Origin of the sequence: Mycobacterium sp. 050134, from assembly GCF_036409085.1 — a bacterium.
Classification (GTDB): Bacteria; Actinomycetota; Actinomycetes; order Mycobacteriales; family Mycobacteriaceae; genus Mycobacterium.
This window is the reverse complement of the sequence record NZ_JAZGLV010000019.1, coordinates 1-14,618: the sequence shown is the minus strand read 5'-3', so window position 1 is coordinate 14,618 and position 14,618 is coordinate 1. Positions and strand designations below refer to the sequence as shown.

The 14,618-nt window shown below is 68.6% G+C and carries 12 protein-coding genes and 1 pseudogene; 1 reads left to right on the top strand and 12 read right to left on the bottom strand.

Annotation, left to right across the window (positions count from 1 at the left end; genetic code table 11):
• Positions 1 to 42: 42 nt before the first annotated feature.
• The 6 genes from SKC42_RS20845 to SKC42_RS20820 form a co-directional block, all read right to left on the bottom strand.
• Positions 43 to 1,299 carry an acyl-CoA dehydrogenase family protein gene (locus SKC42_RS20845; protein WP_330966174.1) on the bottom strand — a complete coding sequence of 419 codons (1,257 nt, stop codon included), beginning with the start codon at positions 1,297 to 1,299 and terminating at the stop codon, positions 43 to 45.
• A gap of 114 nt (positions 1,300 to 1,413) precedes the next feature.
• Positions 1,414 to 2,709, bottom strand: coding sequence for a fatty acid desaturase family protein (locus SKC42_RS20840; RefSeq protein ID WP_330966173.1), 1,296 nt, complete (start codon positions 2,707 to 2,709; stop codon positions 1,414 to 1,416).
• A gap of 84 nt (positions 2,710 to 2,793) precedes the next feature.
• Complete coding sequence (locus tag SKC42_RS20835; RefSeq protein WP_330966247.1) at positions 2,794 to 3,939, bottom strand: ferredoxin reductase; 1,146 nt, start codon at positions 3,937 to 3,939, stop codon at positions 2,794 to 2,796.
• A gap of 128 nt (positions 3,940 to 4,067) precedes the next feature.
• Positions 4,068 to 4,583, bottom strand: a complete 516-nt coding sequence (locus tag SKC42_RS20830) for a DUF6912 family protein (protein WP_442932213.1) — start codon at positions 4,581 to 4,583, stop codon at positions 4,068 to 4,070.
• Between the two features lie 2 nt (positions 4,584 to 4,585).
• The gene (gene ppk2, locus SKC42_RS20825; protein ID WP_330966171.1) at positions 4,586 to 5,452 is read right to left on the bottom strand and encodes a polyphosphate kinase 2; all 867 of its coding nucleotides are present in this window, start codon (positions 5,450 to 5,452) and stop codon (positions 4,586 to 4,588) included.
• Between the two features lie 42 nt (positions 5,453 to 5,494).
• Positions 5,495 to 6,913 (bottom strand): WS/DGAT/MGAT family O-acyltransferase, encoded by a 1,419-nt coding sequence (locus SKC42_RS20820; protein ID WP_330966170.1) that lies wholly within the window; start codon positions 6,911 to 6,913, stop codon positions 5,495 to 5,497.
• A gap of 191 nt (positions 6,914 to 7,104) precedes the next feature.
• On the opposite strand from SKC42_RS20820, the gene SKC42_RS20815 reads away from it, so the two are divergent.
• Positions 7,105 to 7,674: an Rv3235 family protein gene (locus SKC42_RS20815; RefSeq protein ID WP_330966169.1), complete on the top strand. Its 570-nt coding sequence runs from the start codon at positions 7,105 to 7,107 to the stop codon at positions 7,672 to 7,674.
• A gap of 8 nt (positions 7,675 to 7,682) precedes the next feature.
• On the opposite strand, the gene SKC42_RS20810 is transcribed toward SKC42_RS20815, so the two are convergent.
• The 6 genes and pseudogenes from SKC42_RS20810 to hpf all read right to left on the bottom strand — a co-directional run bounded on the left by SKC42_RS20810 (position 7,683) and on the right by hpf (position 14,237).
• Positions 7,683 to 8,840 (bottom strand): cation:proton antiporter, encoded by a 1,158-nt coding sequence (locus SKC42_RS20810; protein ID WP_330966168.1) that lies wholly within the window; start codon positions 8,838 to 8,840, stop codon positions 7,683 to 7,685.
• A 3-nt stretch (positions 8,841 to 8,843) separates the two neighbouring features.
• Entirely contained in the window at positions 8,844 to 9,326 is a 483-nt protein-coding gene (locus SKC42_RS20805) for a cation:proton antiporter regulatory subunit (protein WP_330966167.1), read from the bottom strand.
• Between the two features lie 84 nt (positions 9,327 to 9,410).
• Positions 9,411 to 10,175, bottom strand: a complete 765-nt coding sequence (gene mddA, locus SKC42_RS20800; RefSeq protein ID WP_330966166.1) for a methanethiol S-methyltransferase — start codon at positions 10,173 to 10,175, stop codon at positions 9,411 to 9,413.
• Positions 10,176 to 10,254: 79 nt separating this feature from the next.
• Positions 10,255 to 10,606 (bottom strand): annotated as a pseudogene (locus SKC42_RS20795) (HD domain-containing phosphohydrolase); the annotation flags it as partial.
• Positions 10,596 to 13,442, bottom strand: a complete 2,847-nt coding sequence (gene secA / locus SKC42_RS20790; RefSeq protein WP_330966165.1) for a preprotein translocase subunit SecA — start codon at positions 13,440 to 13,442, stop codon at positions 10,596 to 10,598. The pseudogene SKC42_RS20795 and the gene secA, both read right to left, overlap by 11 nt.
• Before the next feature lie 105 nt (positions 13,443 to 13,547).
• Entirely contained in the window at positions 13,548 to 14,237 is a 690-nt protein-coding gene (hpf, locus tag SKC42_RS20785) for a ribosome hibernation-promoting factor, HPF/YfiA family (protein ID WP_330966164.1), read from the bottom strand.
• Positions 14,238 to 14,618 lie beyond the last annotated feature (381 nt).

Here is a 14,618-nt window from a genome sequence, read left to right as displayed (position 1 = left end):
CCAACGGGTGCGGCACCCCCGAACAGGCCACGCGGGCGCCGGTCAGCGACTGGCGCCGTGCTTGCCCAGCTCCACGCGGGCGATGACGTTCTTGCGCACCTCGTCGGGGCCGTCGGCCAGTCGCACGGCTCGGGCCGCGGTCCAGGCAGCCGACAGCGGGAAGTCGCTGGACATGCCGGCGCCGCCATGGATCTGCATGGCGAAGTCGATAACCTGCTGGGCCACGTTGGGCGCGGCCACCTTGATCGCGCTCACCTCGCTGAGCGCCCCGAGGGGGCCGACGGTGTCCAGTTTCCACGCCGCGTCCAGGATCAGCAGGCGGGTGGAATCGATTGCAATCCGGGCCTCGGCCACTCGCTCCCGGTTACCGCCGAGGTTGATAATCGGCTTGCCGAACGCCGTCCGGCTCAGGCCTCGCTCGCAGGCGAGATGCAGTGCCCGCTCGGCCAGCCCGACCATGCGCATGGCGTGATGCACCCGGCCGGGGCCGAGCCGGCCCTGGGCGATCTCGAACGCGCGGCCCGGGCCAGCGACGACGTTGGCCAGCGGCACCCGCACGTCGGTGAAGGACACCTCGCCATGACCGAAGGGCTCGTCGAAGAACCCCATCGTGTCGAGCATCCGCTCGACCCGCACGCCGGGAGCGTCGCGCGGCACCAGCACCATCGAATGGCGCGCGTACTTGCTCGCGTGCGGGTCGGTGAGCCCCATGACGATCAGCACGGCGCAATCGGGGTGTCCGATCCCGGTGGTCCACCACTTGCGGCCGTTGAGGACCACTTCGTCGGCATCCACCACGGCGGTCAGCTGCATGTTCGTGGCGTCCGAAGACGCTACGCCCGGCTCGGTCATCGCGAACGCCGACCGGATGTCGCCGGCGAGCAGCGGCTCCAGCCACCGGGACTTCTGTTCCTCGCTGCCGTAGCGCAATAGCACCTCGGCGTTGCCGGAATCGGGTGCGTTGGAGTTGATCACGTAGGGGGCCAGGAACGACCACCCGGTCGCCTCCGCGATGGGCGCGTAGTCAACGTTGCTCAGCCCGACGCCGTCACGGGTGCCGAACCGCTCGGCGTACGGGCCCTCGTGCCCGGCCGGCAGGAACAGGTTCCACAGGCCCCACGAGCGGGCCTCGCGGCGTAGCGCGTGGACTTCCGCGGGCACCCGCCAGGGGTCGTCACCCGGGCGCGCCTCCCGCCGTCGACGATGCAACGCCTCTTCCACCGGCAGGACCTCGTCGGTGACGAAGGCGCGCACCTCGTGGGTGAGCTCGGCCGCGCGCGGGGAGGGGGAGAAATCCATGCCACGAAGGTACGTCCTGGCGGCCGCGCGGCACCCGATCCGGCGCCGAACGTGCACTGATTGCGAAAGACGGCGCGAGACCTCGCCCTCAGCGCACGTTCGGCGCGAGGACTCCTATGCCGCCAGGCCGTCGGCGTCTTTGGCCACCGGCGCGGCCTGCCGCTTGGCGCGCCGGTCGCGGCGCCAGCCCCGCACGGTGGCGATGGCCGTCTTGAGCCCGCGCCGGCGGCCGGTCGCCGGGTCGGTCGCGGCGAAGCCCGGTCCCAGCTCGGCGAACATCCGCTCGCTGCGGGTCTCCGGGGCGTCGTCGGCGCTGTCTCGCAGGTACTGGTTGGGAAGCGACAGCTTCGCGAGCGTGCGCCAGGTCTTGGCGTACTGCAAGAGGAAAGAACCGGTGGTATACGGCAGGTCGTATTTGTCGCAGACCGCGCGCACCCGCACCGAGATCTCGTGCAGCCGGTTGCTCGGCAGGTCGGGATACAGGTGGTGCTCGATCTGGTGGCACAAGTTGCCACTCATGAAACGCAGCGTCGGCCCGGCCTCGAAGTTGGCGCTGCCCAGCATCTGGCGCAGGTACCACTGGCCCTTGGTCTCGCCGATCATGTCGGTCTTGGTGAACTTCTCGGCGCCATCGGGGAAGTGGCCGCAGAAGATGACGGCGTTGGCCCACACATTGCGGATCACGTTGGCGACCGCGTTCGCCTTCAGCGTCGAGGTGTATGTCGCGCCAGGCGACAGCGCGGTGAGCGTCGGGAAGGCGACGTAGTCCTTGAGCACCTGCCGACCGGCCTTGGCCAGGAACTCGTCGACCCGCTGCCGGGCGTCGTCGTGGTCCATCCGCTTCTTGGCGATCTTGCCGAGCTCGACGTGCTGCAGGCCGACTCCCCACTCGAAGAGGAGCATGAGCATCGTGTTGTACACCAGGTTGAACAGGTTGAAACGCCTCCAGCGCTGGTCGCGCGTGACGCGCAGCAGGCCGTAGCCCACGTCGTCGTCCATCCCGAGGATGTTGGTGTACTTGTGGTGCACGAAGTTGTGGGTGTAGCGCCAGTGCTTGGACGACCCGCTCATGTCCCACTCCCACGTCGAGGAGTGGATCTCCGGGTCGTTCATCCAGTCCCACTGGCCGTGCATGACGTTGTGGCCGATCTCCATGTTCTCGATGATCTTCGCCACGCCCAGCGTGACGGCCCCGGCCCACCAGGCCGAGCGCTTCGAGCTGGCGGCCAGCGTCAGCCGGGCGGCCACCTCCAGCGCGCGCTGGGCCGCGATGGTGCGGCGGATGTACCTGGCGTCGCGGGCACCACGAGAGTCTTCAATGTCCTGGCGGATGGCGTCGAGCTCAACGGCCAGGTTTTCGATATCGGCGTCCGTCAGATGGGCGAATACGTCGACGTCGGTTATCGCCATCGTCTTTTTCTCCCTGCGGTCGATGTGCGGGTGATACCTACGCTATCGTAACCTACGAATCCGTAGGTTACCTCCGAGTAGCTTTTAGATGTCGAGCGTGCAGTCGCCCGAGGCGGCCGACACGCACGTCTGCACCCGGGTTCCAGGATCGTGCTCCTGACCCGTTCGGAGGTCACGGACGTGACCCTCCGCCAACACGACCACGCACGACTGGCAGATGCCCATCCGGCAGCCGAAGGGCATCTGAATGCCGGCCCCCTCCCCCGCATCCATCAGCGAGGTCGCGGCGTCGGCGGCCACGGTGCGCCCGCTCCGGGCGAACGTGACCGTCCCGCCGGCGCCGGCGGGCGCGGCCTTGGTCACCGCGAACCGTTCCAGGTGCAGCCGGTCGCCGATACCCGCCGCCGTCCACATCTTCTCGGCCTGCGCCAGCATGCCCTCGGGCCCGCAGGCCCACGTGTGGCGGTCGCGCCAGTCCGGCACCTGCCGGTCGAGGGAGGCAAGGTCGAGCCGGCCCTGCGAGCGCGTCTCCCGCAGCCGGAGGCGGTAGCCGGGCTGGTCGGCCGCCAGGGCGGCCAGTTCGCCCCGAAACATGACGTCGGCCTCGGTGGGCGCCGAATGCAGGTGCATCACGTCGCCAATCTGGTTGCGGCGCCGCAATGTTCGCAGCATCGACATCACCGGGGTGATCCCGGAACCCGCCGTGAGGAACAGGATCGACGGCGGCGCGGGATCCGGCAGGACGAAGTTGCCCTGCGGTGCGGCCAACCGGACGATGGTGCCCGGCTCGACGCCCGCCACGAGGTGGGAGGACAGAAAGCCCTCGGGCATCGCCTTCACCGTGATGGTGACGGTGCGGCGTCCGCGAGAGGAGGGGGTCGGGCTCGACGTCAGCGAGTAGGACCGCCAACGCCAGCGGCCGTCGACCAGCAGCCCGATGCCCATGTATTGGCCGGGCTCGTAGTCGAAGTTGAAGCCCCACCCCGGCTTGATCACCAGGGTCGCGGAGTCTTCCGTCTCCCGGCGGACCGAGAGGATGCGGCCCCGGAGTTCGCGCGCCGACCACAACGGGTTCGCCAGGTGCAGGTAGTCGTCGGGCAACAGCGGGGTGGTAATCCGTGCCGCGATCGTGCGCAGGGCGTGCCAGCCGGGATGCCGGTCAGTGCCGGCGACGACGGGCCGGGTGGTGTCGACGACGTCGCCCTTGATCGAGGGGTTGCGCTTGCCCAGAGGAAGCTCCTGATCGCGACGTGGCTTCTGGCTTACGCTCACATTCTTGTCGATTCCGTAGGCATCACGAAACCTACGGTACCGTAACCTACGGTCCCGTAGCTAGGGCGCGTGTCGCCGGGGCGGGGCTAGAGAAGTTCCAGCAGGAAGGGAAGTTCCTGGTTGGCGTACCACGCCAGGTCGTGGTCCTGCGCGTCGCCGACGACGAGTTCGGCATCCTCGTCGCCCAGGTCCGCGGCGTCGATGACCTCGATCGCCTTGAGGACGTCGCCCTCGGCGCCGGCGTTGTCGACGTAGGCGGCGATCACCTGATCGAGCCCGACCGACCCACCGATCCGGACCACCGCGTCGTCCAGATCGGGGCGGTACGTGATGTCGCCCACGTCCGCGGCCAGCACGGCGCGCCGGGGCGGCACCCGCACCACGCCGTCCGGGTCGTCGGCGGGATCGGCCGCGAGGAGGCGCAGCGACGCCATCGCCGCCTCGCGGAGCGCCACGTCGGCAAGCTCGTCGTCGTCGCCCTCGGCGTAGGCCTCCCGCAGCGTCGGGGTCACCGCAAAAGCGGTGCCGTTGACCGGCCGCAGCGAACCGTCGGTGATCAGCCCCTGCAGCATCGCGAGGGTGACCGGGATGAAGACCTGGATGGTCAGCCTCCGATCAACGTGGCCGCGTAGTCATCGACATAGGTCGACAACTCGCGCGGCGGTCGGTGGTAGTTGTCGCTCACGACGGGATGCTTCGGCAGCGTGACCTTGGGCTGTTTGACGTCGTAGTAATCGATCGTGGACAGCAGGTGCGACATCATGTTCAGCCGCGCGTGTTTCTTGATGTCGGATTCCACGACATACCAAGGACTGACCGGGGTATCGGTGTGCACCATCATCTCGTCCTTGGCGCGCGAGTAATCCTCCCACCGATACACCGATTCCAGGTCCATCGTGCTCAGCTTCCATTGCCGCACAGGGTCATTCATCCGCGCCTTGAAACGTCTCAGCTGTTCCCCCTCGGAGACCGAGAACCAGTACTTGCGCAACAGGATCCCGTCGTCGATCAGCATCTGCTCGAAGATCGGCGTCTGCCGGAGGAACAGCACATACTCCTGGGGCGTGCAAAATCCCATGACCTTTTCGATGCCGGCGCGGTTGTACCACGACCGGTCGAACAGCACCATCTCGCCCTTGGTGGGCAAGTGGGCGATATAGCGCTGGTAGTACCACTGCCCGTGTTCACGTTCCGTGGGCACCGGTAGCGCGGCGACTTGCACGACGCGCGGACTCAGGTACTCGGTGATCCGCTTGATCGCACCGCCCTTCCCCGCGGCGTCGCGACCCTCGAAGATCACCACGAGGCGCGCCCCGGAATGCCGGACCCATTCCTGAAGCTTCACGAATTCCGTTTGCAGCCTGAATAACTCGGCCTGGTACACGGAATCGGAAATCTTGGGTGCGCCCGCCGAAGGCGATTTCCGCTTCTTCGCCTTGGCCGACGCGCCGTCGTTTGTCGCGGTGCTCACCACCGAATGATAGATGGCGGCGACGATTCGGACGGCCGACTGCTAGCGGGACGCCTCCAGGAGTTCCTCGAGCGACTGGCTCAACAGGCCGGGCAGCAGATCGACGTCGCTCATGGCTTCGCGGTCGGCATTGATCCCGAAATACAGCATCCGGTTGTACGACGTCACGCTGATGGCCAACGCCTGGTCTTGCAACAGCGGTGGCACGCCGTAGGTATCCAGCAGCTTGGTTCCGGCGATGTACATCTGCGACTGCGCCCCGGGCGCGTTGGTGATGAGCAGGTTGAACGTTCGCCGGGAGAAGCTCGGGAAGCTGGTCGCGACGCGAATCCCCATGGCGTGCAGGGTCGGTGGCGCGAAACCGGAGAGGGTGACGATGGTCCTGGCATCCACTAGGGATCCGGCCGTCGGGTTCGATTCGGTCGCGTGGGCGATCTGCGACAGGCGCACGACCGCGTTGGGCTCCCCCACCGGCAGGTCGACCAGGAACGGCATCACCTGGCTGATCTTCTGGCCGGGCCCGCTCGCGTCGAGTTGGCCGTCGGCGTAGACCGACAGGGGCGCCATCGCCCGGACCGTCGCGGTTGGCGACACCGCCACCCCGCGCGACATCAGCCAGTTGCCCAGCGCGCCGGCGATCACGGCGAGCACCACGTCGTTGACGTCGCAGTCATACCGCGCGCGCACGGCGCGGTAGTCCTCCAGACTGCCGCGCGCAACCGTGAACCGGCGGTGGCGCGACACGGGCGCGTTGAGCGGGCTGCTCGGGGCGGTGCCGCGCGCAACGTTGCGCGCGAAGTCGACGGCCCGGCGGCCGGCGTCGAGGAGCTCGCCGTAGTTGGTGGCCAACCCGGCGACCGCCGACCCGACGGCCTGCAGCTGCGCGCCCGGAGTCGCCAACCAGTCGCCGATGGCGCCGATCACCAGCCGGGTGCTGCCCGGGTTCCGTTCCGGTACCCAGATGTCTTCGGGGAACGGGGGCGGCCGCCTCGTGCGGTCGGCGATAACGTGGTTGATCTCCAGCGCGTTCATGCCGCCGATGAGCGCCTGGTGGGACTTGGTGTACAGGGCGAGCCGGTTCTTGGCCAGCCCCTCGACCAGGTACATCTCCCAGAGCGGGCGCGACTTGTCCATCGGCCGCGCGGCCAGCCGGGCGATCAGGTCGTACAGCTCTTCGTCGCTGCCGGGCGAGGGCAGCGCCGAACGCCGCACGTGGTAGGTGATGTCGAAGTCACGGTCGTCGATCCACACGGGCCGGGCCATGCCGATCCGCACCTCGCGAACCTTCTGCCGGTATCGCGGTATCTGTGGGAGCCGCTGTTCGACGGTGGCGAGCAGCGTCTCGTAGCTCAACCCGGCGCGCGGCCGCCGCAGGATCGACAGCGACCCAACGTACATCGGGGTGGCGGTGTTCTCCTGCCGGTAGAACGACGTGTCCGAGGGGGACAACCGGGTCACCATTACGGCGCTGTTCTCCTCGTCATTTCACGCTGTCTACCCATCCCGCCGCCCACGGTAACCGCCCGGTGGGCACCCGCCTCCGCGCGGGTACGCGAGGGCGCAAGTTGTGCCATGATGACCACTGATCGAACACCGTCTGCCACTCTCCAGCAGGCCACCCTCTAAGGATCGAGCATGTTGGAGAGTGCGCGTTGACAACAAGCCATGTCGTAAGCCGCGCCGGCCGTGGCGCTTTCGCTGTCGTCCCCGTCGTCGACTACGAGCCCCCGACGCAGGACGTGCCGCGCGACGGCCCCCAGTGCCGGCCGCTGGGGCGCCGGCGGACGCCGCCGCCGCGCGCAGCACGGACGCCCTGCACCGGGCAGCCCGGGGCGGCGCCTCACCCGCCGGAAGTCGCCACCGTCATGTCGGCGCCGATGCGCCAGGCGGCGGCGTTCGCCGACGCCGCCCTGCGGCGGGTGCTCGAGGTGATCGACCGGCGCCGGCCGGCCGCCCAGTTGCGGCCCATGCTCGCCCCCGCGCTGGTCGACTCCGTGGTGTCGGCGGGCCGGTCCCTGACGGGGCCCGCGGCCGGTCAGGGCGCCGCCGTGCTCCGACGGACGCGAGTGCAGCCCGCCGGCCACCGCGACCCCGACGGCGCGGCGGAGGTCTTCGGCTCCTACAGCCGGGGCAACCGGATGCACGCCATCGCCTGCCGGGTGGAGCGGGCGCCGGCGGGCGTGGCGCAGCGGTGGCAGGTGGTGGCCCTGCACATCGGCTGAGCCGGGGACTAGCCCGGCGGCTCGGCGTTGGCCGGCAACGGACCGCCGGTGTAGCGCGCCAGCACCGGACCCACGATCGCCATGACGAAGACGTAGGACGTCGCCAGCGCGGCCACCCCGGGGACGGACGCACCGGCCAGCCCGATGATGATCAGCGAGAACTCGCCGCGGGCGACCAGCGCGGTCCCGGCGCGCAGCTGGCCGCGGCGCGCCACGCCGTCGCGCCGGGCGGCGAGCATTCCGGTCAGGACCTTCGTCGCCGCGGTGACCGCGGCCAGGACCAGCGCCGCCGGGAGCATCGGGACCAGCTCGTGCGGGTCGACCGACAGCCCGATCGCCAGGAAGAATATCGCGGCGAACAGGTCGCGCAGCGGCCCCAGCACCTTGCGCGCCCGGTCGGCGGTGTCACCGGTCAGCGTCAGCCCCACCAGGAACGCGCCCACGGCGGCGGACGCGTGCAGGCTCTCGGCCACGGCCGCCACCATCAGGGTGATACCCAGCACCCGCAGCAGCAGCTGCTCGGAATCGGCGTGTTCGACCAGCCGGCCGACATGATGGCCCCAGTGGTAGGACGCCGCGAACGCCGCCAGCAGCGCGCCGACCGCGACGGCCATCCCACCGACGGCGTGCAGCCACCCACCCCCGGAGGCCAGCACGGCGAACAGCGGCAGGTAGGCCGCCATCGCGAAGTCTTCCAGGACCAGGACGGAGAGCACCGCGGGCGTCTCGCGGTTGCCGAGCCGGTTGAGGTCCTCGAGCAACCGCGCGATGACCCCGGACGATGAGATATAGGTGACGCCGGCCAGGCACAGGATGGCGACGCCGTCGAGACCGAGCAGCCAGCCCGCGATCGCGCCGGGCGCCGCGTTGAGCACGATGTCGACGCCGGCGGACGGCAGGTGGTGCCGCATGCTGCTGGCGAATTCGGTGGCCGAGAACTCCAGCCCCAGCGTCAGCAGCAGCAGGACGACGCCGATGGGCGCGCTCGTCGTGACGAAATCCCCGGCCGCGGCCACCGGCAGGATCCCGCCCTTCCCCAGGGACAGACCCGCCAGCAGGTACACCGGTATCGGCGAGAGCGCGAATCGGCGCGCGGCGGCGCCCACCAGCGCGAGCATCGTCAGGAGGGCGCCGAGTTGCAGCAGCAGCGCCCCGGAAACCTGCACGCCTCAACCCTTATCGATGATCTGCTCGACACCGGCGATGCCGTCTTCGGTGCCGATGACGATCAACACGTCCCGGGCGTGCAGCATTTCGGCCGGGCCGGGTGAGGCGAGCACCTGCTCGTTGCGCACGATGGCGACGATGGACGCCCCGGTGCGGGTGCGGGCGTGCGTATCCCCGAGCGGGTGGCCCACGAAGGGGCTGCCGGCAAGGATGTGGACCTGTCCCGTCTCGAGGCCGGGAATCTCGGAGGCCAGCTCCGTGAACCGCTCGGCGATCCGCGGCGCCCCCAGGATCTGGGCGACGGCCTCGGCCTCTTCGTCGCTGAGGTGCAGGAGCTGCCGGGCTTCGTCGGGGTCCTGGCGGGCGTAGACGACGACGTCGAATTCGCCGCTTCGCCTCGCGATGATCCCGATGCGGTCACCCTTGTGGTCGGTGAATTCGTAGCGAAGCCCGACGCCCGGCAGCAACACCTCCTTGACGTCCATACCCGCAACATACCGGGACGGCGTGGCGCAGGGGCGGTCGGTTGCGGGCGATGCCGGCCAAACTCATAGGGCTTGGGGCGGGCGTCAATTCTTCCGAACGGCCGCCGGGGTCCGTCGCCGCGGCAGCTGCTTGAGGGGAACCAGCATCGGCACATCGCTGCGGTACCGGCGGTATTCGTCGCCCAGGGCCGCGACCAGATCGCGTTCCTCCAGCTGCAGGGCAAGCACGATGTAACCGGTCATGGCGATCGAGAAGAGGGCGTGTCCGGCCGTCATGGTGGGGGCCGCCCAGAACGCGATGAGGAAACCGAGCATCAGCGGGTGGCGCACCAGCCGATACAACAACCTCACGCGAAAACCGATGTGGGTGTAGGGTTTTCCTCGCCAGGCAAGGTACACCTGCCGGAGACCGAACAAGTCGAAATGGCTCACCATGAAAGTCGACGCCAGGGCGATCGCCCATCCGAGCCAGAACAACGCCCACAGCGCAAGCCGCCCCGACCGTGGTCGCACATCCCAGACGACGGCGCCCATCGTTCGCCATTGCCAGTAGAGCAGGACCAGCACCGCGCTGGACAGCAACACATAGGTACTGCGCTCGATCGACGGCGGCACGATGCGCGTCCACCAATCCTTGAAGGCCGGCCGTGACATGACGCTGTGCTGAACGCCGAACGCGCCCACCAGCAGCGTGTTGACCAGCACCGCCTGGCCGAGTGGCGCGGGCAGCCCGTGATCGACGGTTCGCGGCACCAGGATGTTGCCGAGGAAACCGACGAGGTAGAGAAAGGCGCCCAGGAACAACAGGTACGCCGCGGCGCCGTAGGCGACGGTGAGGTAACGCTTCATGGGCTAAGTGTCCGCCGAGCAAGGCCTTTGGGATATAGGTCATTTGCCTCAACTTGGCCCCGCCGTGGCGCCTAGTCAGATTGACTAGGCGGCGCCGGAGCTCGTACATGCTGGCGCCGATGCGGTCAGACACCCCAATCTTGGTGTGGGTGCGCTACCACGTGGTTGCGGGCCGTCTTCTCGCTGATCACCGGGCGACGTGGCACAGCACCTCGACCGCTCGGCGTCAGCCCATCCGGCCGCAGGTTGGTCCGTCGCGCCGGTTGTCCCGCCGCCCGGAGCACCGCCTCGACGGCGATCGGGTCCAGCTGGCCCGCCTGCGCCCGGCCGCGTAGCCGCCCGGGGCCGCGAGCGCCCGGCTGGCCGGGCACTCGGTCTCGAGCGCCCGGCCAGCCGGGCGCTCGTGTGGGGCGAAGCCCGTTAGCGCTTCTTGACCGACTTGGCCGGCTTGGCGCCGCGGCCCTGCTGCCGCGCCGCCGCCCGCCGCTCGCGACGGCTCGCGCCCCCGGCGACGCCGGCCGGCGCCTTCGGGGAACCGCCGCCGTTGCGCTGGACCTGCGCGGAGCCGTCCTCCGACGGGCCGGAGTACGTCAGGGCGGGCGCCTCGTCGTCAATCCCCTTGGCGTGCAACACGTTTCGCGGCTCTTCGCGAATCGGGGCGGCCTCGGGTTCGCCCTGCTCGGCGGGCTGAGCCGGCTTACCCAACTCGGCCAGCCCCTCCGGCACCTGCACCGGGGCGACCTGCGGGGCGGGCACCGCCTCGACCGTCACGTTGAACAGGAACCCGACGGACTCCTCTTTCATGCCGTCGAGCATGGCCATGAACATGTCGTAGCCCTCGCGCTGGTACTCGACCAGCGGGTCGCGCTGCGCCATCGCCCGCAGGCCGATGCCCTCCTTGAGGTAGTCCATCTCATAGAGGTGCTCGCGCCACTTGCGGTCGATGACGTTGAGCAGCACGTTGCGCTCCAGCTGCCGCATCGCGCCCTCGCCGGCGAGCTCCTCGAGCTCGGCTTCCCGCGCGGCGTAGGCACGTTCGGCGTCCTTGAGCAGCTCGTCGAGGAGCTCCTCGCGGGTAAGGTCGTCGCGGTCATCGACGTTCCCGTCGCCGTCGAGGCGCGCGAGGGCCTCGTGGCTGATCCCGACCGGGTACAGGGTCTTTAGCGCCGTCCACAACGCGTCCAGGTCCCAATCCTCGGCGTAGCCCTCGGCCGTCGCTCCGGTGACGTAGGCCGTGACCACGTCGCGGATCATGTCCAGCGCCTGCTCCTTGAGGTTCTCGCCCTCCAGGATGCGGCGACGCTCGGCGTAGATCACCTTGCGCTGCTGGTTCATCACCTCGTCGTATTTCAGGACGTTCTTGCGGACCTCGAAGTTTTGCTGCTCGACCTGGGTCTGGGCGCTCTTGATCGCCCGGGTGACCATCTTGGCCTCGATCGGCACGTCGTCGGGCAGGTTGAGCCGGTTGAGCATCGCCTCCAGCGCGGCACCGTTGAACCGCCGCATGAGCTCGTCACCGAGCGACAGATAGAACCGCGACTCCCCCGGGTCGCCCTGCCGGCCGGAGCGGCCGCGCAGCTGGTTGTCGATGCGGCGCGACTCGTGCCGTTCCGTGCCCAGCACGTACAGGCCGCCGGCCTCGATCACCTCGTCGGCCTCCTTGGACGCCTCCTCCTTGACCTTGGGCAGCTCGGAGTGCCAGGCCGCCTCGTACTCGTCGGGCGTCTCCACCGGGTCGAGGCCACGCTCCCGCAGCCGCTGGTCGGTGAGGAAGTCGACGTTGCCACCCAGCACGATGTCCGTGCCGCGGCCGGCCATGTTGGTCGCGACGGTGACGCCGCCGCGCCGGCCCGCCACGGCGACGATGCCCGCCTCCTGCTCGTGGTACTTGGCGTTGAGGACGTTATGCGGGATCCGGCGCTTGGTGAACTGCCGCGATAGGTATTCGGAGCGCTCGACGCTGGTGGTGCCGATCAGGACCGGCTGGCCCTTCTCGTACCGCTCGGCGACGTCGTCGACCACGGCGATGTACTTGGCTTCCTCGGTCTTGTAGATCAGGTCGGACTGGTCGGTGCGGACCATCGGCTTGTTCGTCGGGATGGGGACGACGCCCAGCTTGTAGATCTCGTGCAGCTCGGCCGCCTCGGTCTGGGCAGTACCGGTCATGCCGGAGAGCTTGTCGTAGAGCCGGAAGTAGTTCTGCAGCGTGATGGTGGCCAGCGTCTGGTTCTCGGCCTTGATCTCGACGTGCTCCTTGGCCTCGATGGCCTGGTGCATGCCCTCGTTGTAGCGGCGGCCGTAGAGCACGCGGCCGGTGAACTCGTCGACGATCAGCACGTCGCCGTCGCGAACGATGTAGTCCTTGTCCCGGGTGAACAGCTCCTTGGCCTTCAGGGCGTTGTTGAGGTAGCTGACCAGCGGCGAGTTGGCGGCCTCGTAGAGGTTGTCGATGCCGAGCTGGTCCTCGACGAACTCCACGCCCAGTTCGTGCACGCCGACGGTGCGTTTGCGCAGGTCGACCTCGTAGTGCACGTCTTTTTCCATCAGCGGCGCAAGCCGGGCGAACTCGGTGTACCAGTTGGAGGCGCCGTCCGCCGGCCCGGAGATGATCAGCGGGGTGCGGGCCTCGTCGATCAGGATGGAGTCGACCTCGTCGACGATGGCGAAGTTGTGGCCGCGTTGCACCAGGTCGTCGAGCGAGTGCGCCATGTTGTCGCGCAGGTAGTCGAAGCCGAACTCGTTGTTAGTGCCGTAGGTGATGTCCGCGGCGTAGGCGACCCGGCGCTCGTCGGGCGTCATCTGCGCGAGGATCACGCCGACGTCCAGCCCGAGGAAGCGGTGCACGCGGCCCATCCACTCGCTGTCGCGTTTGGCCAGGTAGTCGTTGACGGTGACGATGTGCACGCCCTTGCCGCCGATGCCGTTGAGGTAGGCCGGCAGCACCGAGGTCAGGGTCTTGCCCTCACCGGTCTTCATCTCGGCGACGTTGCCGAAGTGCAGCGCCGCGCCGCCCATCAGCTGCACCTCGAAGGGGCGCTGGTCCAGCACCCGCCAGGCCGCTTCGCGGGCCACGGCGAATGCCTCGGGCAGCAGGTCGTCGAGGCTCTCGCCGTCGGCGTGCCGCTTCTTGAACTCGTCGGTCTTGGCCCGAAGCTCGGCGTCGGTCAGCTTCTCGACGTCGTCGGACAGGGTGTCGACGTAGTCGGCCACCCGCTTGAGACGCTTGAGCATGCGACCTTCGCCGAGGCGCAGCAACTTCGACAGCACGGTGTGGTCCCCTTTTGGGATGTCCCCTGTTGGTAGGAGTCTTCGATCAGGCGACTCCCATGGTAGGTGACGACCCCGCAAAGGCCGCCGAACCTCAGGAGCGCCTCAGGCCAACCGGATCAAGCCGTAGTCGTAGGCGTGCCGCCGGTAGACGACGCACGGCCGCTCCGTCCCCTTGTCGTGGAACAGGAAGAAGTCGTGTCCGACCAGCTCCATCTCGTAGAGCGCGTCGTCGACCGTCATCGGCCTGGCCGGGTGCTCCTTGGTCCGGACGATGCGTCCCGGCTCGTGGCCGTCGGCACCGTTGGCGGACGGGGCCTCGAGCGCCTCGGCCGGGCTGGGTCGCCCGTCGGGCTGAGGGACGACCGCGGTCGCGGCGGCCAGCGAGACCGGCGTCTTGTCCCCGTAGTGGACCTTGCGGCGGTCCTTGACGCGGCGCAGCCGGCTCTCCAGCTTGTGGACCGCGGACTCGAAGGCCGCGTAGAAGCTGTCGGCGCACGCCTCCGCCCGGCTCACGGGCCCGCGGCCGCGCGCGGTGATCTCGACGCGCTGGCAGGACTTGCGCTGACGGCGGTTGGGCGCGTGTTTGAGCTCTACATCGAAGAGGTAGATGGAGCGATCGAACCGCTCGAGGCGGGCGAGTTTCTGTGAGACGTAGACGCGATAGTGCTCGGGGATCTCCACGTTGCGGCCCTTGAACACGACCTCGGCCGTGAGTGTCGGTTCGGGTTGCGCGTCGGCCTCTGCCGGGGATTGGTCCAGAATCTGAGCGGACAGTACGGTGTTCCTTGACATACGGGACAGCTCGTTTCTCTCGTCACGTCGCACGCGCCCTGCGTGCCCGGGCTTTCACAACGCGCCGACGGGGTGGGAACGGGTCCGAGAGGGATCACCGCCGCAGGCTGCCCGCCGGAGCAAGGTGCCGAGTACTCACCCCTTCCCGTCAGCGGGGTCCCTGGAAATGACCAGTGAGCCAGACCAATGAGTCATTGAAGATTGTCCTCGACGTTAGCTCGTGTTCGCCTGGGGATGCCAGTGATTTCCCCGACCCGTAGCGAGTTCTTCACACGCAGGGACACACCTAGGGCGTGTCTGACAATGGTTTCGGGTGTTGTGCGTGAGGCTTGGGGTATGTCGCGGTTTCAGTTGCTTACCGATGCCCAGTGGGCCTTGATC

Excerpts from the sequence above, each read along its gene's own strand:
- SKC42_RS20805 (WP_330966167.1), bottom strand. The coding sequence starts at position 9,326 with ATGGACGTCAAGGAGGTGTTGCTGCCGGGCGTCGGGCTTCGCTACGAA.
- SKC42_RS20820 (WP_330966170.1), bottom strand. The coding sequence starts at position 6,913 with ATGGTGACCCGGTTGTCCCCCTCGGACACGTCGTTCTACCGGCAGGAG.
- SKC42_RS20845 (WP_330966174.1), bottom strand. The coding sequence starts at position 1,299 with ATGGATTTCTCCCCCTCCCCGCGCGCGGCCGAGCTCACCCACGAGGTG.
- mddA (WP_330966166.1), bottom strand. The coding sequence starts at position 10,175 with ATGAAGCGTTACCTCACCGTCGCCTACGGCGCCGCGGCGTACCTGTTG.
- SKC42_RS20840 (WP_330966173.1), bottom strand. The coding sequence starts at position 2,709 with ATGGCGATAACCGACGTCGACGTATTCGCCCATCTGACGGACGCCGAT.
- hpf (WP_330966164.1), bottom strand. The coding sequence starts at position 14,237 with ATGTCAAGGAACACCGTACTGTCCGCTCAGATTCTGGACCAATCCCCG.